This window comes from Chitinophaga sp. CB10 (assembly GCA_001870995.2).
In the GTDB taxonomy this organism is placed as follows: Bacteria; Bacteroidota; Bacteroidia; order Chitinophagales; family Chitinophagaceae; genus Chitinophaga.
Map to the genome: position 1 here is coordinate 124,096 of MLAV02000015.1, position 23,099 is coordinate 147,194.

A 23,099-nucleotide genomic window follows, 5' to 3' on the forward strand; every position below is an offset into this window, starting at 1 on the left:
TTTTATATGCTTATTTATTTCTTACGGGCGGCCCTGGATATCATGATCAGGTACATTATTATACATTTTCTTCATTTCTTCCAGTTTTGCTTTACCGTAAGCCAGCCGGGTGATTACCACGAACAGTACCGGTACGATAAAGATGGCCAGGAAGGTAGCGGTAAACATACCGCCGAGTACCGTCCATCCCATGGTTTTACGCGCTTCCGCACCGGCGCCTGACGCCAGTACCAGCGGCATAATACCCAGCAGGAAGGCCAGGGAGGTCATGATGATTGGGCGCAGACGCAGCTTGGCCGCTTCCACGGCGGAGGTGACTACATCCATACCCCTGTCTACACGTTCTTTCGCAAATTCCACGATCAGGATCGCGTTCTTGGCCGACAAACCGATCAGCGTAATCAAACCAATCTGCGCATACACGTTGTTGCTCAGTTTAGGCAGGAACGTGAGTACGAGGATGGCGCCGAAGGCCCCGATAGGCACGGCCAGCAGTACGGAGAATGGTACGGACCAGCTTTCGTAGAGCGCCGCGAGGAAGAGGAATACGAATATGATTGACAATGCAAAGATGTACACGGTCTTATCTCCGGACAGCAACTCTTCCCTGCTCAAACCGGAGAACTCGTAGCCATATCCTTCCGGTAATTCCTGTGCGGCCACTTCTTTCAGGGCTTTGATCGCATCGCCGGAGCTGTAGCCCGGAGCAGGGTTACCGTTGATTTCCGCGGAACGGAAGAGGTTATAGTGGGAGATCACCGGCGCGTTTTCCACTACCTTGTAGGACGTCAGCGCGCTCAGTGGCACCATGTTGCCCGCAGTGTTGCGGACGAAGAGCTGACTGAGGTTCTTGATATCCCCGCGGTAGGAGGAATCCGCCTGGGTTACCACGCGGAAGTTACGGCCGTAGATGGTGAAGTCGTTGATATAGGCGCTACCCATGTAGGTTTGCAGGGCGGTAGCGATATCGGAGATCTTCACGCCCATTTTCTTCGCCTTTTCACGGTCGATATCCAGCTGGTAACCCGGTGTGCGGGCCGTGAAGAAGGAGAACGCCCTGGAAATTTCCGGACGCTGGTTGATTTTGGCTACAAAGTTTTGCAGCACGCCTTCAAACGCTTTGATATCGCCGGCAGTACGCTGTTGCAACACGAAGGAGAAACCGGCCGTCTGCCCCAGACCCGGGATTGCCGGTGGCGGGATCACGACGAGGTTGGCCTCTTTATACTTGGATAATTTTTTCTGCAGGGTAGCCACCAAACCGAATACCTGTAAGGAATCCGCTTTACGCTCATCCCATGGTTTCAGCTGGCAGAAGATGGTACCGCTGTTGGATTTGGTGGAGAAGTTCACCGCGTTCAAACCACCGAGGGCGGCATAGTGCGCGATGCCCGGGGTTTCGTCCAGGTCCTTCATCATTTTCTGCATGACCGCTACCGTACGCTCTGTAGAAGAGGATTCCGGCAGGTCGAAGGTGATGATGATACGGCCTTCATCCTCTGTAGGAATAAAGCCGCTTGGCTTGGCCTTGAACAGCATAGCCGTACCAACGAAGATACAGAGCAGCAGGATAAGCGCCAGGCGGGAGTACTTAATCGTCTTCTTCACGCCCATGGAGTAGCGGGAGGTCGTATGCCCGAACCAGCGGTTAAACTTGTAGAAGAACTTGTTCAGCCCTTTGGAATCCTTATCCAGGTGCATAGGCCGCAGGATGAGGATACAGAGCGCCGGCGTGAGGGACAATGCCACGAATGCGGAGATCAGTACGGAGATGGCGATAGTGATTGCGAACTGTTGGTAGAGGCGACCTACGATGCCCGGGATAAACCCTACCGGTACGAATACCGCGGCCAGGATGAGCGCAATGGCTATTACCGGCCCGGAGATCTCTTTCATCGCCTGTATGGTTGCGTCCCTGGGCGACATCTTCTCGTGATCTATATTATGCTGCACTGCCTCCACCACTACGATGGCGTCATCCACCACGATACCGATGGCCAGTACGAAACCGAAGAGGGTCAGCGTATTGATGGTGAAGCCGAGCGGTATGAAGAAGATGAACGTAGCGATGATAGACACCGGGATGGCGAGGATAGGGATAATGGTTGCCCTCCAGCTTTGCAGGAAGAGGAATACCACCAGTACCACGAGTATCAGCGCTTCCACGAGGGTATGCACCACCTCTTCGATGGATACTTTCACCACGGATACGGATTCGAATGGCACTACGTAATCCACATCGTTCGGGAAAGCCTTCTTCAGGTCTTCCATGGCGGCGGTTACGTTGGCAGCGGTTTCGATCGCGTTACTGCCCGGCGCCTGGTACACGAGGAGGTAGGCGGCGCGGCGGCCATCCACGAAGTTGTTACCGGAGTAGTTGAATTTACCCAGCTGGATGCGGGCAACATCTTTCAGGTACACGATGGAACCGTCGCTGGGGCGGGTCTTCACGATAATGTTACCAAATTCCTCCGGCGTTTGTAAACGGCCTTTGGTAAAGATGTTGTATTCGAACGTTTGGCCTACCGGTTGCGGTGGCGCGCCTACGGAGCCGGCGGTGATCTGCGCGTTCTGTTCCTGGAGGGCGGCGCGGATTTCGTCCGCGGTAACGCCCATCTGGGCCAGCTTATCCGGCTTCAGCCAGATGCGCATGGAGAAGTCGTCCGCACGGGTGAAGATATCACCCACGCCTTTTGCGCGGAGCAACGCGTCCTTTACATATACGTTGGTATAGTTGTCGAGGAAGGTGATATCGTGTGTGCCTTTGGGTGAGTAGAGCGCTACGAGCATGAGGATACTCGGGTTACGCTTTCTAACGGTCAACCCTAAACGCTGTACTTCCTGCGGCAGCGTTGGCTGCGCAATACCTACACGGTTCTGTACGTCCAGCGCGGCGATGTTGATATCCGTACCTACTTCGAAGTTAACGGTCATACTCATTTGACCGGCGCTGGTGTTGTTGGTAGAGATATAAGTCATACCGGGGGTACCGTTTACCTGTACTTCCACGGGGGTGGCTACGGTTTGTTCCACGGTTTGGGCGTCCGCGCCGGTATAGGTACCTGTAACCTGTACAGTGGGCGGGGAGATTTCAGGATACTGCCCGATAGGCAGATTCGTCATCGCCAATAAGCCCACCAGTACCAGTACGATAGAAATCACTATCGCTGTTACCGGCCTTTTGATAAAAGTATTTGCAATCATGATCTAATGTTGATTCTCGTGAACTTATTTCTTCGCTGCTGCTGCGCCTTGCGGTGCGGCAGGGATACCTATCTGAATCTTGCCTCCGTCGCGCAGGCGCTGGAAGCCTTCTGTAATAACCTTTTCTCCTTGCTGGAGGCCATCCATGATTACTATCTGGTCGCGCATCCTTGGTCCGAGATGCACTTTACGTTGTTCTGCGATGCTGTCTTTCGCCACGAATACAAAGAATTCACCCATTTGCTCGGTGAGGGCTTTGTAAGGGATGATGAGGCGATCGCCGGATTGTTTGTTGAGTACGTTGAGGACGCAGCTCATACCGTCTTTCAGTTTATTGTCCGGGTTGGCGAATTCCACGCGTACGCGGATGGTGGCCGTCTGGTTATCGACTCCGCGGTCAATTGCCAGCAGGCGGCCATTTTGCTCGTACATGGAGCCATCGGATAACTGCAGGCGGAAGGTGGTATCGCCGGCGGTTGCTTTACCCTGCAGCTCTGCGAAGCGGGCGATGTCCGATTCGTTTACCACGAAGTCCACCGCGATCGGGTTTTCGCTGGAAATGGTGTTGAGCAGGGTGGAACCCGGGCTCACCTGTGCGCCTAAACGCACCTGCGAAATACCGATACGGCCGGTGAACGGCGCTTTGATGAGGGAATAGTCGAGGTCAGTACGTGCGGCGAGCAGGCTGGCCTGCGCAGCAGCGAGCTGGCTGCGGGAGGTTTCCAGGGCTGCTTCCGCGTTATCGAGGATCTGACGGGCTACCGCATCCTGTTCTGCGAGGCGTTTATAGCGGTCGTCATCTTTTTTAGCCTTGTTATAGTTGGCCTGCGCGCTGGCAATGCTGGCTTCCGCCTGGCGGTAGGCAGCTTCGTATTTGCGGCGGTCAATTTCATAGAGGACTTTGCCTTTCTGCACTACTTCCCCTTCCTGGAAGAAGATGCCGGTGATGAAGCCGGATACCTGGGAGCGCAGTTCCACCTGGTTGAGCGCTACTACGGTAGCCGGGAACTTATCGTAATACACTGCGGGCGCTATGTTGGCTTCCACGATGTTTACCGGCGTGGGGGGCATTACAGGCGCGCCTTTTTGTTCAGGTCCTTTGCAGGCAGAAAAGGCCAGCATGCCGGCAGCGCTTAAGAAGACAAAGTGATTCATTTTTTTCATATCCGTTCCGGTTACCTTTTAATAATTTACTGTTAATGTTCCTAATGCTTTCTGCAGATCGATTTTGCTGCTCAGTACCTGGTACATGGCATTGTAGTAGCTCAGTTGAGCCGTACGCAGTTCAGTTTCCGAGATCAGCACATCGAGGTAGGTTTTGATGCCTTCCTTGTATTGCAGTTGCAGCATGTTATATACGTCTTGTGCCATGGCCACATTTTCTTTCAGCGTCAGGTAGTCGTTGAGGTTGCTCCTGTAGGCTGCCATTGCCTGCGTGTATTCGGTGTTGATGGCTTTGTTCAGCGCTTCGAAATCCCATTCGTTGCGTTGCAGCTGCAGTTCGGCCATCCTGATATTGTGGATGCGTTTACCGCCCTGGAAGATGGGTACGGAGAGCTTTACGCCCAACAGGGAGTTTGGGTAGTTGGTGCTGTACAGCTGACCGAAGTTCTGGTTCTGCCAGGCGAAGGCGTAGTTGACGAATGCGGAAACATTCGGGATGAAGCTCCATTTGTTATACTGGATGTTGGCCTGCAGGAGGCTTTGCTGGGTTTTGAGGAGCTGGTATTCGATCCTGTTTTGGTAATCCACTACTACGCTGGTATCGCTGCTGTTCACTTCCGCAACCATGCGGGAGGTATCGTTGGCAATAGGAATATCCGGGCTGCTGGCCGGGTATCCCATGAGTTGCTTCAGGTAAGCCTGTTTGGCAGCTACCAGTTCCAGCGCTGATTTGCGCTGGGCTTTCGCATTATTTAGGGAGATGGTAGCGCGTTTGTAGTCCGTTTTATCGACTATGCCACTTTCGTACTGGTTCACCGCGTCTTTGAGCGAGCGTTCCAAACGGAGAATGTCTTCATCCAAAACGCTGATTTGCTGGTGCGTCAGCAACACATCGTAGTACGCTTTGCTAACGTTGGCCACTACGTCAATTTTGTTGCTGGCAGTGGTTTGTTTGATCTGCTTTCGCACGTCCCTGGCGGTGTTGCTGGCCAGGAGGAGGTCGCGGGTAAACAGGTTCTGGTTAAGGGTAAAGGTAGCCCCGGAGGTATTGGCTACGCCCACTTTGGTAGGATTCCCACCGAAGATGGAGGTAGGCAGTTCCAGGTAGTGCTGCAGGTTAGCGTCCAGCTGTACCTGCGGGTACCAGTCCGCCAGTTTGCTTTTAATGGTACGGTCGGTGATGGCTTCATCGATCAGCGACTGGTGGAGCAGCGGCTGATTGGCCAGTGCATAGCGGATACAATCCTGCAGGGTGGCGGAAGTCAGCAAGGAGTCCGATGACTGCTGCGCGTGAAGCTGGCCGGAAAATAACATTCCGCACGACACAGCTAACAGGTAAAATGCTCTTTTCATAAAAGGCTTTTGACATTCAGTTCTTCTTTGTTCCAATCTCGGAGGACAATAAGCGGGAAATAACGCAGAGGTATATACGCAGATACATGTATTATAGCCAGATTATCGTCCTCTATATTGCAAATCCATAAGACTTGCAAAAAGTTCAGTGCATTCAATTGCTAATGCTGTGCAGTCGCAGATAACAGGCAGTGTTTAAGTTAACACACTCAGGTAGTAGGTTAGCAACGGGTTTCGTGCCGTTTTCAGGTAAATTTAAACGAGGCGCTAAGATAGTGTACTAAAAAGAAAAATCCACCCGGTTGGGTGGATTTTAACAATTACATGAAGTTAGACACCGGTCATCCTTTATTTCGACCGCTGAAAATATGTTTTTCCGCGTGGTAGGAGGAGCGTACTAACGGTCCGGCCTCTACGTAGTCGAGACCCATGTTATATCCTATTTCGCGCAGTTCTGCAAATTCGTCCGGGTGTACGAAGCGTACTACCGGGAGGTGTTTAGGCGTTGGCTGCAGGTATTGGCCGAGGGTTACTACATCGCAACCGTTATCGTACAGGTCCTGCATGGCCTGGATGACTTCTTCTTTGGTTTCGCCGAGGCCGAGCATGATACCGCTTTTGGTACGCATACCACCTTCTTTGAGGCGGCGGATCACTTCGAGGCTGCGGTGGTATTTTGCCTGGATACGTACCTGTTTGGTGAGGCGCTCTACGGTTTCCAGGTTATGGGATACGATTTCCGGCGCAGCGTCGATGATGCGCTGGAGGTTTTCCCATTGGCCGCGGAAGTCGGGGATGAGCGTTTCCATGGTAGTTCCCGGGTTGAGGGCGCGTACGGCTTTGATGGTATTGGCCCAGATGATGGAGCCGCCGTCTTTGAGTTCGTCCCTGTCTACGGAGGTGATAACGGCATGTTTCACCTTCATGAGGTAGATGGCTTCGGCAACGCGCTGCGGCTCGTCGTTATCCACAGGATCGGGACGGCCGGTAGCTACGGCGCAGAATCCGCAGCTGCGGGTACAGATATTGCCCAGGATCATAAAGGTGGCGGTGCCGGCTCCCCAGCACTCACCCATGTTAGGGCAGTTACCGCTTTCGCAGATGGTATGTAATTTATGGGTATCTACCAGGTTTCTTACCTGTTTGTAGTTCTCTCCTATCGGTAATTTAACGCGCAGCCAGTCGGGCTTTTTCACTCTTGTGGTGGCCGGTTCGGCAGCTAATACGGGTAATTCTTGCATCGCTTACTCCTTTCTTTAGAAAAACAAAGGTAATACTTATCTCTTATTCCAGCGCTTCCCGAATTGAAGACCTACATAAGCGTTGAACATGAACTGCTTATTATAATCATTAATCATAATAGGTACTTTCTTGGTGTACATTTCGAAGTTCACGCCGCATTCCAGCGCGCTCACTACTTCATTGAAATGAGCCCAGTCAAAACGCAGTCCCAGCTTGGCATGTACCCCGGGGATCACACTCAGCTCGCTCCATCCCTTGCCGAAACCGCCGGCGCCGTAGATGGAGGCATCGTCCAGGAATACGTCCGCATACGGTCCATTAGGATCATATTTAATATCTTCCAGCCGGTCGTTACCGGCATTTACGCTCAGGTAGTAGGGTTTCAGCAGGCCGATGGAGATACCGCCGTAATAGATACCGGAAACCTCCACGCCGTTTTTATTGGCTTTGCCGCCGATGAGGTAGCGCTGCCCTACGCCCAGTTTCACCGGGTAGAAGTTATTCTGTTTACCGTAGATGAAGGGGCGGGCGCTGAAGCCCAGGGGGGTGATAGCCTGGAGTTTGTCTTCCTTGGGGCTTTTCTTCTCGGACACCTCAAACTGGAAATAATTCACGATTTTCCGGCTTTTCCGGTAGCCCAGCTCAAAAAAGCCGCTCCAGCCGTCTGTATTCAGGCGGCCTCCCAGGGAGAAATCGCGCTGGAATACGTTTTCCCCTTCTTCCTGCTCCTTGAAGACCTTTATTTTCTTCAGCTTACGCTGTTCTTTTTCTGACTTGCCGGAATTGGGTCGGTTGTCCGTAGACGTGGATTGTGCTGATACTAAGCCACTGATCGCTGAAATAAGGATTATCAAGTATAATTTTTTCACAGTAATGGGCTGTTGATATAATTATTAAACGCTTGGATAAAGGTATTGTTATGTTATGATAATTAAAAATACACTTATTTTATGGTTTGTTTACAATATGTAACTTGCATATAAATCAAAAAGCATAACCATGCATACAGCTGAAATAATATACACCGGCGAACTCCGCACTACTGCAACGCACCTGCAATCCGGATCTGTTATTGAAACAGATGCCCCTGTTGATAACAATGGCAAGGGGGAAAGGTTTTCCCCTACTGACCTGGTGGCTACGGCGCTGGGCTCCTGCATGCTGACCATTATGGGTATGCGTGCCCGTGAGAGCAAATGGAATATTGACGGCACGAAGGTGAGCATCAAAAAAATCATGGGTACTGACCCGCGCAGGATCGTAGGCGTGGATGTAACGTTCGATTTCCCTGCCGGTCATGGATTGGGCGAGAAGGAAAGGACGGTGCTGGAAAAGGCGGCGCACACTTGCCCGGTGGCGTATAGCATACATCCGGATATTAAGCAGACGGTGGTATTTAACTGGTGATCCGGGACCGTGATATTTTTAGGGCAGGGCAGGCATATCCTGCCCTTTTCTTTTTATCGTTTTTCTACGGTCCGATAATCAGGCGTTGCATGGGCCCACAGCGCAGGCGCGCAATACCTGGATGGCGCTATCCTCGCTACGCCGCGGCAGGTAGGCCATGCATACACGCCGATCTGGGCGAAGCCGTGGGCGCTGCCGCCACCTGGGATATCGGGTTCCTGAACACGGTATTTGGCGCTATCACCGAATTTTTCCAGGGAGCCCGCCTGTTTGAAGCGGAAGTTTACACTGTTCCGGATATTGGAGTATTCCTCCCCCCTACCCTACACTCCCCTTCAGCAACTTTGCTCCAATGGCGCATTCCAAACACCTCTTCCTGTCGCAATGCCACTTCTTCAGCTGCAGCAATGCCTGGGATTCCAGCGCATTCTCCGCCGCCACCCCGTGCTGCTTCCAGTTACGGATTACCACGTTATCTTCGGCGGGGAGCCTGAGCAGCATATCCATTGCCTTTTGCTGCTGGTAAAGGGAAGATTTCATCTTCCCGTAGAAATAGAGGAAAGGCAATACCACGTTGATCAATAAGCCATTTACCCCTTTGGGGCCCATACTAACGGTTTTGGCTACTTCTTTATCGGGTTTATAGTGGGTTTTCCAGTAAGATGTGGGCGCCGCGGTGATCAACTGCCGTAAACCGGCAATAGTACCGGCTTCCAGCAGGCTGCCGAGTAAACGGGGCTGCTGATGCCACAAAGCCGCAAATGCCGCTATGCGCATAGTGGGAAAGCCGGCAGGCCGCACCCGCAGCCACTCCCACCGACTGGGCGGCAGGGGCGCGAGGCGGTGTTTATGTTGCAGCCAGCGAAACTCCCGTTGGAGCGAGGCGGGATAAGGGTCTTTAAACTCCCCCTGCAGCAGGCCCGCCTGGCCAAAGAGCAGGGCCTCCGCCAGCAGCGGCTGGTGGCAATAGCGCAGCAATACCCGGTACGGGAGGGCCCTGGCTACATCCAGCAGCGGAGCGGCGTTCAGCGGCAGGCCAAAGCCTTCCGCCATGACCCGGTACAGCAGCTCCTCCCAGTTGTTGCCGCTGTGTTGCAGCCAGGCTTCCCACTGCTGCATTTTCTGCTCCCAGCGGTCCGCCAGGAGGCGCTCCATCCACGACTTCCACCACAACCGGGGCACGGTGGCGGCCTGGGCTTCGCAGGGCACAAAGCCTGCCGCATTTTTCAGGGAAGCATAGTGCTGCAGCAGCATTTTGGGCACGTACTGCTGTAATTCCAGGCAGGGCACCTGCAGCCGGTCATCATCGTGATAGAACACGACGTGGAGGATGATGTTGGCATACCGCTCATCATGCTGGTGCCGGTGCCGGAACCAGTCCGTACTGCGGAGGTGCAGCTCCACATTACCCATCCAGCGGGTATTGCCGATGCGGATGCTGGCGGCGGTGAAATCCGGGCCGTCGTGCAGGTTGCGGGAACCGGGATGGAGGACTAAAATTTTCTCCCCATTGGTAGACTGCAGATCGCGCTGGTTATACAGGCGATACTGCCAGATAAACTGGAGTAACTCCTCACGGAGCAAAGGGTTAACAGGCATATAGATATGGTTGGTTTTTCTAAAATTAGTGCAGGATTGGCAATAAAAAATCAGGCGCCGGAAAAAAATTTAGCAACGGGATTTGGAAAATTGCATCAACTGCCGTTACCTTTGCACCCAGTTCTTACACATCACTTATCCAGAAAGGCGGAGGGTCTGGCCCTACGATGCCTTAGCAACCTTTCCTGAATTGCAAGTCAGGAAAAAGGTGCTAATTCCTGCCCCGGGCGTACCGGGGAAAGATAAGTTGGCAGAGATTAATCTTCACCTGAAATATATTTGAAAGGCTCTTCCAACAAAAGGAAGAGCTTTTTTTTTGCTCCTCTCCCTCCCTTCATGGATTTGTGGTTGTTTAAGTTAGATTTTAGTGATAAAGTTGCAGAATGTATTTCCATATTCTGACATCATTAAAACAGTTCTGACAATGAAAACAGCAACACAACTGATTCACAGCATTCCGGTAGACGAACTGACAGGCGCCATTTCAGTGCCTATCTATCAAACGTCCACTTTTGTGCAGGAATCACCGGGCATTAACAAAGGCTTCGAATTTTCCAGGGCCAACAATCCTACGCGGAAGGTACTGGAAGAACTGATCTGCAACCTGGAAGAAGGGTATGCAGGGTTCGCGTTTGCCAGCGGTATGTCCGCCATTGACGCTGTTTTGAAATTGCTGAAAACCGGCGATGAGATCATGGCGGTGGAAGATACCTACGGTGGTATTTTCCAGATTTTCAACCACATGTTCGAGCGCTTTGGTATCAAGGTCAACTTCGTTGATACCAGCAATACCGACAAGGTGCTGGCAGCTATCACTCCCAAAACAAAGGTGATATGGCTGGAATCGCCTACCAACCCTACGCTGCGTATTTCGGATATCAAGTCTGTCAGCAAGATTGCCAAACAGCATAATATCCTGCTCGTGGTGGACAATACTTTCAGTACCCCGTTGCTGCAGCAACCTATTACGCTCGGTGCTGATATTGTTATCCACAGCGCGTCCAAATACCTGGCGGGGCACTGCGACGTCATCGCAGGACTGGTAGTGGTGAACTCCAAGCCGCTGGCGGATCAGATCCGGTACAACCAGAATATTTCCGGTAGTATCCTCAGTCCGTTCGAAGCCTGGCTCACCATCCGCGGTATCGAAACGCTGGCACTGCGCCTGGAAAAACAATGCGCCAACGCATTGGCCGTGGCCCAGTGGTTAAGCACGCATCCGGCGATCGACAAGGTGTATTATCCCGGGTTGGCCACCCATAAGAATCACCACATCGCCCGCAAACAACAAAAGAACTACGGCGGCCTTGTCAGCTTCTCCCTGAAAAGCGATAACATCAAAAATGCGATCCGCATTGTGAACGCTACCAAGCTGTTCAAACTGGCGGAAAGCTTTGGCGGCGTAAAGAGCATGCTGGCCCACCCGGCCACTATGACGCATCGCAACATCCCGGAAGATTTCCGGAAGAAAACGGGCTTGCAGGACTCCTGTATCCGACTGTCCCTGGGGATTGAGGATGCGGAAGACCTGATCAACGACCTGAAACAGGCACTGGACAGATTAAACTCTCCTGCCGGGAAACAAATTACTGTTTTACAATAGTGTGGCGCAAATAGCTGTAAAGCTGATTGATGACCACCAGAAGTTATAAGTTAGATATGGAAAACAAGATCATCAATTTAGGTATTTTCGGATTCGGCTGCGTAGGACAAGGGTTGTATGAAGTTTTGAACAGAACAAAAGGTATTAATGCAAGGATTAAAAAAATCTGTATTAAAGATCCTAACAAATCAAGACCAATCGACAGCAGTTATTTTACTACTGACAAAAATGAAATTCTCGAAGATCCTACCATTGACGTGGTTGTGGAACTCATCAATGAAACAGATGCAGCATTTGAGATCGTCAGCACCGCCCTGCGCAACGGCAAAGCAGTAGTGAGCGCCAGCAAACGCATGATTGCTGAAAACCTCGCTTCCCTGTACCAGCTGCAGGCGGAAAACAAAGTGCCTTTCCTGTACGAAGCATCCAGCTGCGCCAGTATTCCCATCATCCGTAACCTGGAAGAATACTACGACAACGACTTGCTGAACGCGGTGGAAGGTATCTGCAACGGCTCTACGAACTATATACTCACCAAAATTTTCGAAGAAAACCTGAGCTTCGACACGGCGCTGAAACAGGCGCAGGAACTGGGCTTCGCGGAAACCGATCCTACCCTCGACATCGAAGGATATGATCCTAAATTCAAAATCGTCATCCTCCTGTTGCATGCCTTCGGTACATTCGTAAAACCGGAAGAAGTGTTCAACTTCGGTATTCATCACCTGAATGATTTCGATATCCAGTTCGCCAAACAACGTAATTCTACGATCAAACTCATTGGGCACTGCCGCCGCAACAACGGAAACGTATTTGCGTTTGTACTGCCTCACCTCGTGAAAGAACACAACCTGCTCTACGATGTATATAATGAATACAACGGCATCCTGCTGGAAAGCGCTTTCACGGATAAACAATTCTTTGTAGGCAAGGGAGCGGGCGGCACCGCTACCGGTAGCGCCGTACTGTCCGACATCTCCGCGCTGTTGTACAACTACCGTTACGAATACAAGAAGATCAAGCAAAACAACCAGCCGGCTTTCACCAACGATGTGAAGCTGAAAATCTACCTCCGTTACAAAACTCCTGACCAGGTGGACCTGACCGAGTTCTTCAGCATTGAAGAAAAATATGAGTCCGCCGCATGGCGTTATGTAGTAGGCACCATCAACCTGCAGAAACTGAAAGATGCTGCATGGCTGAAAAATAAAGATGTGAACCTGCTGGTATTGGAATAAGCGTAACTATTGTTTAGTCAGATATAGAAAACAAGATCAGAAACCAGCCGCAATGCATTTCCGCAAAGCGGAACCAACCATCTCGACGGCGCAGTTTTCTGCGCCGTATTTTTTTACCACCCATTGCGGCGGATGTCCATCACAATACCGTCTGCCACCTTCCCCGGCAGGTCCGTACGCAGGTAAGTCCAGTTAGGCGTATCGCTGTAATTGCGTTGGTCCTTTTTGTCCATTCTGCGCATATGTGTGCGGTAGATGGGCGGGGCCAGGTAAAAATGCGCTTTCCCTTCCTCATCCAGCTGCAACAACCGCAGGAAAAAGAACATAGGCGTACCGTTGGAGTAAGCTTTCATCTGGTACACATCGCCTACTTGCGGATCAGCAGCGCATTGGCGGATACGCCTTTGGGCGGCTTTATCGGAAAGGTAAGCATAGAGTGTCATCCAGAAGAAGGGTAAGGCGCCGGCGTAGAGGAGTGCAGGCGTTGCCGTTTGCAAGTATTTTTCCCGTATAGCCGGTACACGTTGGCCATTGCCGCAACTGCTACAGTAAATGGTGACCATCTTCCGGCCGGTGGGGTATAAAGGCACGGTCAGGAAATGATGATAATCCCGCATGACCCTTACCTGTAGTTGGGTGGCACGGCATTCGGGGCAAGGAGTATCTGTTACGAGGTCAAATTTTATTAAGGCTATTCTCTTGCCGAACATGGGGCGCATAGGTATATAGGCTTATGTTGGTTACAATAGTAATAAAATTCACAGGAAAACGGAACCTTCTTCTTTAACATGATAACGCAGCAAAACGGCAAAGGGAGAGCGCCTGCGGCACTCTCCCTTTAAGCGTTTAACAGGACGGGCCTCCCGTCAGCGGGAGGATGGCGATGGCATGCTCCCTGCGCGATTGATGGTGTTACCGTTACCCTATTGCGGCGTGACGGTAAATCTCTCTTCCCCCCCTAAAAAAATTAATACCCCGGATTAGGCATCAGTTTAGGATTGGCGATCATTTCTGAAATGGGAATGGGGAGCAGGAGCCGATGGGCCGACCAGGGCTGTTTATACGCCAGCTTACTCAGCACCGCCGAGGCTTTGCCAGTACGCTTGAGATCCAGCCAGCGGTGGCCGCCTTCCGCAAACAGCTCCGTCTGCCGTTCGTGCATAACGGCATCCAGCAATGCATCCCGGCTGGCTGCGGTGGTATTGCCGAGGCCTGCGCGGGTACGGATAATATTGATATCCGCCGCGGCCTCCGTGGTTTTGCCCAGCTGCGCATTAGCTTCCGCGCGTATGAGGTACACCTCCCCGAGGCGCAGCGCCATCATGCTCAGGTTGCCTTTATAGGTCCCCTGCGGGTCCGCCAGGGCGTACTTCCAGGCGTAATACACGGGCACGGCGTTATAGGGCTCCTCCTTTGGCGTGAGCGTGCGGGAGGCCCATTTCACCAGGCGCTGGTCGCCGGCTTCAAAAGCCTGCACCTGCTGCGTTGTAAATTTTAACTGTGGCAGAATCATGAAGGAAAGGGATGACCACATATCAGGCGTGGTATATAATTCCTCCATATCCGGGTAATCCGACAACTTGAATAAAGGCGAGACCATAAAGGCTTCCGGCAGTTGCCCCATCCCCTGGGAACTGCCTTGCAGCTGCCAGATGGCTTCCTGGCTGTTGGGTTCAAAAGTTTTTTCCAGGGCCGTCAGCTGGTATTTGCGGCTGTTGATCACCAGGTCCGCCTGGGCGGCTGCTTCCGCCCACTTTTGCTGATAGAGGTACACCCGCGCGAGCATGGTTGCCGCGCCGTATTTATTGACCTGGGATTTATTGTTGCCAGTGGCTGTATAGTTATCCTGCAGCAGCGCTTCCGCTTCCTTTAAATCCGCTTCTATCTGCGCATATACGGCGGGTACCGGGCTACGGCCCTTGCTCATGTTCTGGTTCACGTCCGTCACCATAATCAGCGGCACCTCGCCAAAGCAGTTCACCAGCAGGAAATAGGCATAGGCGCGGAGGAACTTCGCCTCGCCGGTAATGCGCTGCCGGGTACTGTCAGAAATGTTGTTAGCGGACGCCAGTCCTTCCAGCACGGAGTTGACGGTGTAGATGATACGATATGGCTTGGCCCAGTAGGTAACGGAATAGGGGTCCGCCTTGACCATCTGGCAAGTATTGTAGGGATACAGCAATTCATTCTGGGAGCCATAGGTTAGTTCCAGCTCATCGCTCAGGAGCCCGCCGCCGATGGTGAGCCCGCCGTTGAAAGCGCTCACCTGCTCTCCATCTTCGCTGGCCATCAGGGAGTAGGCGGCTGCCAGCGCTGCATTGGCATTCTGGTCATTTTTAAAAACGATTTCCGTGCCTACGGTGCTGATCGGCGGGTCTATTTCAATCAGTTTTGTACAGGAGGAAAGGCCCGCCCCTGCCAGCAAAGCTGTAATGAACAACCGGTATGGTAATTTATTTAAATCAAACATAATTTTCTTGAATTGAGGCATTATAAATCGCACCTGATACCAAAGTTTATTTTACGCATGGCCGGATCAGTGAGGGCCACTTCAGGATCCACGCCCTGGTAGTTGGTGAGCATAAAGAGGTTATCGCAGGACACATCAAAGTACACGCCGCGGAGCTTCGCCTTCCTGGTCCATGCTTCCGGCATGCTGTAGGTAAGGGTGGCGCCCTGTAAGCGCAGCAGGTTGATCATTTTATACCTGCCGTCTGATTCTACGGCAAGGCCTGCCCCGGTTTCCTGCTGTAAATAAGGCCGCATGCCGGCGGAGTGATCCCCCGGGCCTTTCCACCTTGCGTTGAACTGGTCGTAGGTGACATTGCGCATGGTACCTACGGTTTGCAGCGCATTGTTGGTAGAAGTGTACCAGCGCTTAAACGAAAGGTTAGCCGACAAACTAAATTGTTTGTACCGGAAGGTTGTCTGGAAACCGCCGTAGAATTTGGGTTGCGTATTGAGGACGATACGGTTGTCGCCCGTGCCGGGCGGCGCATTCTGCGTGGTGCTGATTTGCCCGTCCTTATCGTAATCTTCGAACATGGGTATGCCCGTGGCCGGATCGATGCCGAGGAAGTGATACAGGTACACTGCATCCAGGGAGTTGCCGATGATGTATTTGGTGAAGTAGGAAGACTCTTCGATACCGGGATAGGACAGCAGTTTATTCTTCTCGAAGCTGGTATTGAAGCTGACGAACCAGTTAATATTCTTTTTAGCAATCAGCCGGCCGCCCAGGGTAATATCCATCCCTTTGTTTTCCACATTGGCCGGCAGGTTGGTGACCACGTTGCCCAGCCCGGTGATAAAGGCTGTGCTGTAGGATAAGAGCTGGTCATCGCAGGTATTGCGGTAGAGGTTCACATCCAGGCTGATGTTATCGTCCAGGAAGGCGGTATTCAGCGCCAGGTCCAGCGATTTTTTGGTTGGCCAGTGGAACTGGTTATTGGCCTGCCATTGCAGCAGCAGCGGCGAGTAGCCGTTATAGTTAGGCAGCTTACCGCCGGCGCCATTGCTGCCCCATTGCGGGAGGAACTGGTATTCCCCTACTGCGTCGGAACCGGTGGTTCCGTAGGTCAGGCGGAGTTTTAAAAGGCTGATCGCTTCCGGCAAAAATGCGCGCATCCATTTTTCTTCAGAGGCAATCCAGGCGCCGCCTACGGAGGAGAAGGTACCGAACTGTTTACCGGGGCCAAAGCGGCTGCTACCGTCCCTCCTGGCTGTCAGGTTCAAAATATATTTACCTGCATAGTTGTAATTGAGGGAGCCGAAAATACCTGCATACTTATATTTGGCGGCATTTTCCGTAATGGATAAAGAAGGAGCGTTAGCGATGCTGTTCATCAGGTCCCCGGAGGTATAATCGGACCCCAGCTCAGCGATGGCCGTCGTTTGCGTGTATTGGTAGGTACTACCGGCCAGGAGGGACACCTGCCCCTGTTGCCCTAAAACAAAGGAATAGTTGAGTTGTGGTTCCACAATGAAGTTACTATTCTGCGTCCGGAACTGGCTGAGCTTACCGAGGTCGACATTACCCGACTGCGAACCGACGAAACTGACGTAAGGCGGCGTGGCAGTGCTGGAATTGGTGATGTTTAACTGGTAACCGATGTTGGTGGAAAAGGATAAACCTTTCAGGATATTATAGGTAACGGTACCGCCTATACGCGAATTAAAAGGTTTTTGTTCCGTTTTGGTGGACAGCATTTTAAACAGGAAATCAGAGAAGTTGGAAGTACCGGCATTGAAGTTGACGCCGGCCCATCCTGCCTTATTAAACTTCCCGTCTGCCGTGAAGATAGGCGGCGCATTTGGCGCTAAAGTAGAAAGGGCTTCCGGCATTCTTACCTGGTTATTATATCCGAAACCGATGCCGGAATTCAGACTGATGAGGAGCTTATTGTTAAAGCTGGTATTATTCAAAGAAAAATTCAGTCCGCCTGTATGCACGCCACCGCCGAAATTGCTGATCCCTTCTTCTTTGGTATAGTTGGCGGAAACGTTGTAAGTGGTACCGGCTACGCCGCCCGTCATCCCGATGCCGGTGGCAATACGTTTGCCAACGCCGCCGTACAGCACGCGCTGCCAGTCCGTGTACCGGGTGGTATCCCAGAGCAGCAGGTCCGGCGCCAGGCCGATGCCTTCATTGAGCGTAGGGGTAACGCCGGCGTTCTTAAAAGCTTCCCGGCGCATTTGCAGGTAATCCGGCGTATTGAGCATGTGCTGGTACCTGCGGACCATAGTCAGCCCTTCTGAAAAGCTGACGTTGAACCGTGTAGGTCCGATCGCGCCTTTTTTGGTAGTGATGAGGATAACGCCGTTGGCGCCGCGGCTGCCGTAAATAGCGGTAGCATCCGCATCTTTCAGGACGGAGATGGAAGCGATCGTCCGGGGATCGATGCCGAAAAAGGGACTGAGGCCTGTGGTGCTACCCTGATCAAGACCGTAGGATAGCTGGGAGATAATGGCGGGCGTGTTCACATTATTCGGATTCGCTTTCAGGTCCAGTACGGACATGGGGATACCGTCCACAATCACCAGCGGTTCCGCGGAGAAGTTGGGATTAATTGTATTCCGTCCGCGGATCTGCATACGTACCGGCGCTGCGGGGCTGCCGCTGGTTTGGGTGATAAGCAGTCCGGCTACGCGGCCTTCCAGGGCTTGCAGCGGGTTGGTGATGGGCAGGTTTTCAATTTCTTTCCCGGAGATGGTGGTCATACTGCCGGTGGAAAAACGTTGCGTTGTGGTACCGTAAGCTTTCACGACCACTTTATCCAGCTGGTTCTCGGCCGGTTTCATAAAGAAGGAATAGTTGCGTTGGCTGGTACTGATGAGCAATTCCTTCGCGGACGCGTAACCGATAAACGAAACCATAATTTCTTCCCCTAATTTAACCCCATGCAACACAAAATTGCCTTGCTCGTCCGTAAGGGCTTGTTTTTTCGTCACGGAGCTTCTGACGGAGGCGTTGGGGAGTTTAATAGCCCCTTCGCCGTACACGGTTCCGGTGATATTGATGGTATCGGCTACGGGGGCGCCGCCTGATTTTTTGCCGGCAGCGGTATTGACGGACACCACTTTGTTGACCACGCGGTATTCGAACGGAGAGCCCTGGAAGACTTTACCAATGGCGGTCTTCACGTCTTCGTTTTTCAGGTCCAGGTTTACCTGGTAATTTGTTTCCCGTAAATCTTTCGGATATACGAAGTTATAGCCGGTTTGTTTTTCTATCTCCTTGCAAGCCTTTTCAATAGGCATATTTTTTAGGGAGAGATTAACGGTTTGCGCGGATAACGCTGGCGTAAAGGCTAACAATACGGCCAGTGCAAAAGCACTACGCAACAGCCTTCCATAAAGGGAAGGCAGGCAGGCATTTAAATGTAACGCCCCAATTTTTTCAGACTTCATCAGGCAGAAGAATTTCAAAAAATTAGAATAATGGTAATAAAACGATGCAGCTACTGCTATTTTGGTTGAACGATCAATTGTTTTCCTTTCAGCTGAAAATGTACATATCCTGTTGATTCCAGTATGGTCAAGACGTCCGCCAGGTTGGTATTGCGCGGGATCTTGCCGATGAACTGCTGGGTGATATTTCCTTCGTAAATAACATCCACATCATACCAGCGGCTTATTTGCCGCATGATTTCGCCGATGGTGGCATCCTGCAGATAGAATACGCCGGCTTTCCAGGCCAGTGTTGCCTCCATATCCGCTGTGACGACTTTGAACTGATCAGCCGCATCCGTCAGCGTTTGCTGGCCGGGGCGGAGTACTGCTGAATGCCCGTTGCCGGCGACGCGTATCTTGCCGGATTCCAGCGTAGCCGTGTGTACCGGTTCATCCGGATAAGCCTGTATGTTGAAGCCGGTACCGAGGACCTGCACCTGCAGGCCTCCTGCTGCCAGTACGGTAAACTGGCGGGCTGCGTCCGGCGCTACGTCGAAATAGGCTTCCCCGGTGAGTTCCACCGTTCTGTCAGTACCCGTAAACACAGCCGGGTAGCGCAGGGAGGAAGCTGCGTTTAGCCATACCTGTGTGCCATCCGGCAGCACAAGTTTGTATTGGCCGCCGCGGGGAGTACTGATCTTATTATAGGTGATTTCCTGCGGAGCGGCAGCTGCCGGCGCCGCATAGGCAATTGTACCATCCTCCTTCTTCAGCACGCGGGTATTGCCCTGCACGGCCAGCAGCCCTTTGGAAGCGCTGTCCAGCAGGATGCGGCTGCCATCGGCGAGTTCCAGCACTGCCTTGTCTCCACCAGGCAGCACGCTACTATTGTAACGCGCTGCCATAGGAGTTTCCAGGGTTTTGTTTTGCTTATGAAGGACTAGTATGGCGGAAGTAACAATTACAGCTGCGATGGCCGCTGCGGCAGCCCATCGCATCCATACCCGTTTTGCGGGAACTATTCTTGTATCAACGGGAACGCCTATACGATTACAGACATCCTTCCAGGCAGCGTCTTCATCCACCTGTTGCAGCATCCGTAAGGAGGCTTCCATACTGGCAGCGGTGGTCATGTTGTCATAGAAGGCGTTGCTGGCGGCGGATTGCGCGTTGAGCCACTGTTGCAGCTCCCGGCTTTCCGCTTCTGTAAGCGTGCCTCTTTCCCTGCCTAATAGCAAGCCGGCTATTTTTTCCATGATTTCAATTTCCTGCTGACCGGAGAATGGTGTTGACACTTAACTATCTTTTATTTTTTCGATAATATTTTTTCTATCCTGCCATTGATATCAGCCAGGTGCGCTTTGGTGAGTACATCGCTGCTGCTGTTCATGGCTTGTTTAACCTGCGACTGGATCTTTATTACATCCAGGCGGATGAGGGAAGAGACGTCCGTTTCCGTATCATCCGTGGACATGGACCCGAGGATATTGTTTACGGTATTCAGGTACACTTTCTGCAGGTTGCGGCGGTAAGCGTCCGATTGGATGCTGCCGCCTTTCAGGTTGTTCCATATGCCATCGTGTACCAGGGAGATGAATTCCTGGACGCCCAAAGCGTCCTTTCCGAACCTGCGTTCATTGCTCAGCATAAAGTTCAGCCGGTTGGGCGCATACAGGGAAGACAGCACTTTCTTCTGGATATCCTGGATATAATCCTTCACGGCAGGCTCGCCTACCATACTGGTCACCTTAGGGTCCAGCAGCCAGGTTGGCGTGGTGAACAGCTGCTGGTTAAAGAATTGTACGGCATCAATCTGCTTTTGCCGCTCTACCGGCACAAAGGCAGGGCGGCTATCGCCGTCAGGGCGCGGCGTGTAGCTGGTAGTACCTATATTTTTGATCACATGATCGAGATAGCGCTGGAACTGCGCTTTTACTTCCTTGTACATCTCATCCAGCGTGTTATTCAGCCCGGTTTCTTCTTTGGTCCACTGCGGGAGGTTGGCCATGACGCGTTTCAGGTTTTCGATACCCAGGGCGTTGGCTTTGGCGGCGTTATCCCCGAGGTCTTCCGTTTGGCAGCGGGCATCGTCCTGTCGGGATTCCCCGTCCCCGAACCAGAGGCGCGGATTTTCGTTGAGCCGTTGCGTGACTACCTTATCCAGTATTTCTTTGTCTTTGGCAGCTGTAGGCGCAAAGATGAGTTTATATCCCCATTCTATCGCCCATTGATCGTATTCTCCTATCCTGGGGAACAGCAGTTCCTGCGGGATATTGTCCTCCGGTTGGGCTACATAGTTAAAGCGTGCATAGTCCATGATACTGGCCGTATGACCGTGTTTACGCAGGTAGGTAACGCTGCGCAGGCTATCCACCGGCGTCATGGCGCTGCTGCCGAAGTTATGGCGGAGGCCAAGGGTATGGCCTACTTCGTGGCTGGATACAAAGCGGATCAGCTGTCCCATCAGTTCCTCGTCAAATTTCGGTTTGCGGGCCATGGGATCGTTGGGCGCGCCTTGTATCATATACCAGTTGCGCACGAGGCTCATTACGTTATGGTACCAGCCGATGTGGGTTTGTATGATTTCGCCGCTGCGGGGGTCATGCACGTTAGGCCCGTAGGCATTCGCCACAGCGGATGGGAAGTAGTTGATGAAGGAGTAGCGCACATCGTCCATATTCATGGTAGAATCATTCTCCGGCCATTCCTTAGCCATGATGGCGTTTTTGAAGCCGGCTTTTTCGAAAGCCACCTGCCAGTCGTTCACGCCCTGGATCAGGTATTTGCGCCATTGCTTTGGCGTGGCAGGATCGATGTAGTACACAATCGGTTTTGCCGGTTCTACCAGTTCGCCTCTTTTGTATTTTTCCAGGTCTTCCGGTTTTGGTTCGAGTCGCCAGCGGACAATGAAATCCCGGCGGACGGCGCGTTGCTGGTCGTCCCCAAACTCGGTGAGGTAGTCCGCAAAAAAGCCGACGCGGTTATCTGTAAACCGGCGTTGCATGGGCACTTTAGGCAGCAGCACAAAGGAAGTGGTGTTTTCGAACGAGATCGGCGCACCCATAGTTTTATCCTTGGTGGGCTTGCCATTCGCATTTTTGCGGGTCACCAGTTCCAGGTTTTCAGGATAGCTGGCGATGGTGAGGATTTCAATATCGCGGAACGTTTTGCCGCTGATGAGGGAAGTAAGTTTGCTGCGGTCAACAGCGTTGCTGATAGCGGCGGGTTCTTTCAGGTACTTGCCCAGGTCCACCACGTAGCTGGCGGAGTCCTTACCATATGCTTTAATCGGTAAGCTGCCTACTACCGGCGCGTTGTTGGACTGGAGGACGGCCTTGTAGATCATATCGCTGCTGTCCGCATCGGCAATCACTTCATTCAAGCGCATTTTCAGCGTTTCATTTGCACCGGGTTCGAAGTAGATGGTATTTTCATCCAGCGACTCGCCGGCAAACACGCCGGAGCCGGCGGGGGATTTTTTCAAACGGTTGACCACCATAATGTCCCGGCCGAGCAGGCTGGCCGGTATTTCCATATAGATAGTATCCAGCTCTTTGGATTGGTATATAGTGAACAGGCCCGGTTTCTTTATCAGCGTACCGGAGATTACTTTATCGAAAGGCAGCACCCCGTTTTTATTGGGTTTTACCACCGGGGCTGCCGGTGCGGCGGCCGCGGCTGCTGCTGCTTTTTGTTTCTTTTTATGTCCGCCTTTAAACACTGCGCAGGAAGCGGCCAGTGTAATTAAAGGAATATATGCATAGCGTTTCATCACAGATCTACTATTAATGAGTTTGGAATGAGTAATAAATTACTTAGTTGTTGCGGCCTGTATTTCCGGTATAGTCCTGATCAGGTTGATATACTTTTCGGCCCGCTGCTTTGCGGCGTCGTCCCAGATCAGCTGCAACGGCATGGTTTGGTTTTGCAACGTCACTTCGTAGGTGGCGCTGATGGCGCGGCCATTGGCCGCCCGCAGGTCAAGTACAATTCCTTTCCGGTTTGACTGCAGCCATTCCTGTAACAGCGGCAAGGCTATCGGGCGATATCTCTCCGCCAGGCTGAAAGCAATGGAATCATAGAAATTATCTGGTAAGGCAACACTATAGTAGGTAGTAGTAACATCTGCTGCCGACAAATCTACTACACGGGTATCAAAAGGTAAAGCGTCGTCCCATTCTTTTTTAACCAGGCCTGGCGTTTCGGTTGACTCCTGCGGCATGTAGGCGCCGGGCATTACTTTGCGGGGCGGCGCTTTTTTCACTCCTTCGGAGCAACTCCCCAGCAGCAGCGGGAAAGCTGCTGCCAGCGTAAGCCGGAGGCCTGTTTTTATATGATTAAACGGCATAGCAAATAGGTGATACTGTTTGTTATGATAACCAGAACACGCATGGCAG

At 52.2% G+C, this 23,099-nt stretch carries 15 protein-coding genes and 1 riboswitch; of the genes, 3 read left to right on the forward strand and 12 right to left on the reverse strand.

Annotated features, from left to right (window positions below):
- Positions 1-21 precede the first annotated feature (21 nt).
- From BOC67_RS19575 to BOC67_RS19595, 5 genes are all read right to left on the reverse strand, one after another.
- On the reverse strand, positions 22-3,204 hold the full coding sequence (locus BOC67_RS19575; RefSeq protein WP_291912647.1) for an efflux RND transporter permease subunit: 3,183 nt from the start codon (positions 3,202-3,204) through the stop codon (positions 22-24).
- A 24-nt stretch (positions 3,205-3,228) separates the two neighbouring features.
- On the reverse strand, positions 3,229-4,368 hold the full coding sequence (locus BOC67_RS19580) for an efflux RND transporter periplasmic adaptor subunit (protein WP_291912650.1): 1,140 nt from the start codon (positions 4,366-4,368) through the stop codon (positions 3,229-3,231).
- An 18-nt stretch (positions 4,369-4,386) separates the two neighbouring features.
- Positions 4,387-5,721: a TolC family protein gene (locus BOC67_RS19585; RefSeq protein ID WP_291912652.1), complete on the reverse strand. Its 1,335-nt coding sequence runs from the start codon at positions 5,719-5,721 to the stop codon at positions 4,387-4,389.
- 341 nt (positions 5,722-6,062) lie between these two features.
- Complete coding sequence (gene lipA / locus BOC67_RS19590; RefSeq protein WP_291912654.1) at positions 6,063-6,962, reverse strand: lipoyl synthase; 900 nt, start codon at positions 6,960-6,962, stop codon at positions 6,063-6,065.
- A 36-nt stretch (positions 6,963-6,998) separates the two neighbouring features.
- The gene (locus BOC67_RS19595) at positions 6,999-7,817 is read right to left on the reverse strand and encodes a hypothetical protein (RefSeq protein WP_291912656.1); all 819 of its coding nucleotides are present in this window, start codon (positions 7,815-7,817) and stop codon (positions 6,999-7,001) included.
- A gap of 145 nt (positions 7,818-7,962) precedes the next feature.
- Between BOC67_RS19595 and BOC67_RS19600 the strand changes: the two genes are divergently transcribed.
- On the forward strand, positions 7,963-8,370 hold the full coding sequence (locus BOC67_RS19600) for an OsmC family protein (protein WP_291912658.1): 408 nt from the start codon (positions 7,963-7,965) through the stop codon (positions 8,368-8,370).
- Between the two features lie 318 nt (positions 8,371-8,688).
- Here BOC67_RS19600 and BOC67_RS19605 read toward each other — a convergent pair whose 3' ends face one another.
- Positions 8,689-9,969 carry a DUF2851 family protein gene (locus tag BOC67_RS19605; protein WP_291912660.1) on the reverse strand — a complete coding sequence of 427 codons (1,281 nt, stop codon included), beginning with the start codon at positions 9,967-9,969 and terminating at the stop codon, positions 8,689-8,691.
- Positions 9,970-10,101: 132 nt separating this feature from the next.
- A riboswitch (SAM riboswitch) is annotated at positions 10,102-10,218 on the forward strand.
- Between the two features lie 175 nt (positions 10,219-10,393).
- On the opposite strand from BOC67_RS19605, the gene BOC67_RS19610 reads away from it, so the two are divergent.
- Both BOC67_RS19610 and BOC67_RS19615 read left to right on the forward strand, forming a co-directional pair.
- Positions 10,394-11,572, forward strand: a complete 1,179-nt coding sequence (locus BOC67_RS19610) for a PLP-dependent aspartate aminotransferase family protein (RefSeq protein WP_291912661.1) — start codon at positions 10,394-10,396, stop codon at positions 11,570-11,572.
- Between the two features lie 56 nt (positions 11,573-11,628).
- A complete protein-coding gene (locus tag BOC67_RS19615; RefSeq protein WP_291912662.1) occupies positions 11,629-12,810 on the forward strand; it encodes a homoserine dehydrogenase in 1,182 nt (393 codons plus the stop codon).
- A 113-nt stretch (positions 12,811-12,923) separates the two neighbouring features.
- Here the strand turns inward: BOC67_RS19615 and BOC67_RS19620 are convergent, their stop codons facing one another.
- The 6 genes from BOC67_RS19620 to BOC67_RS19645 all read right to left on the reverse strand — a co-directional run bounded on the left by BOC67_RS19620 (position 12,924) and on the right by BOC67_RS19645 (position 23,050).
- Positions 12,924-13,520, reverse strand: coding sequence for a hypothetical protein (locus BOC67_RS19620; RefSeq protein ID WP_291912664.1), 597 nt, complete (start codon positions 13,518-13,520; stop codon positions 12,924-12,926).
- Positions 13,521-13,777: 257 nt separating this feature from the next.
- Entirely contained in the window at positions 13,778-15,280 is a 1,503-nt protein-coding gene (locus tag BOC67_RS19625) for a RagB/SusD family nutrient uptake outer membrane protein (RefSeq protein WP_291912665.1), read from the reverse strand.
- Positions 15,281-15,300: 20 nt separating this feature from the next.
- The gene (locus BOC67_RS19630; RefSeq protein ID WP_291912666.1) at positions 15,301-18,570 is read right to left on the reverse strand and encodes a SusC/RagA family TonB-linked outer membrane protein; all 3,270 of its coding nucleotides are present in this window, start codon (positions 18,568-18,570) and stop codon (positions 15,301-15,303) included.
- 206 nt (positions 18,571-18,776) lie between these two features.
- On the reverse strand, positions 18,777-19,997 hold the full coding sequence (locus BOC67_RS19635; protein ID WP_291912667.1) for a FecR family protein: 1,221 nt from the start codon (positions 19,995-19,997) through the stop codon (positions 18,777-18,779).
- An 11-nt stretch (positions 19,998-20,008) separates the two neighbouring features.
- On the reverse strand, positions 20,009-22,474 hold the full coding sequence (locus tag BOC67_RS19640) for a zinc-dependent metalloprotease (RefSeq protein WP_291912692.1): 2,466 nt from the start codon (positions 22,472-22,474) through the stop codon (positions 20,009-20,011).
- A gap of 39 nt (positions 22,475-22,513) precedes the next feature.
- Complete coding sequence (locus BOC67_RS19645) at positions 22,514-23,050, reverse strand: hypothetical protein (protein WP_291912668.1); 537 nt, start codon at positions 23,048-23,050, stop codon at positions 22,514-22,516.
- Between the last annotated feature and the right edge of the window lie 49 nt (positions 23,051-23,099).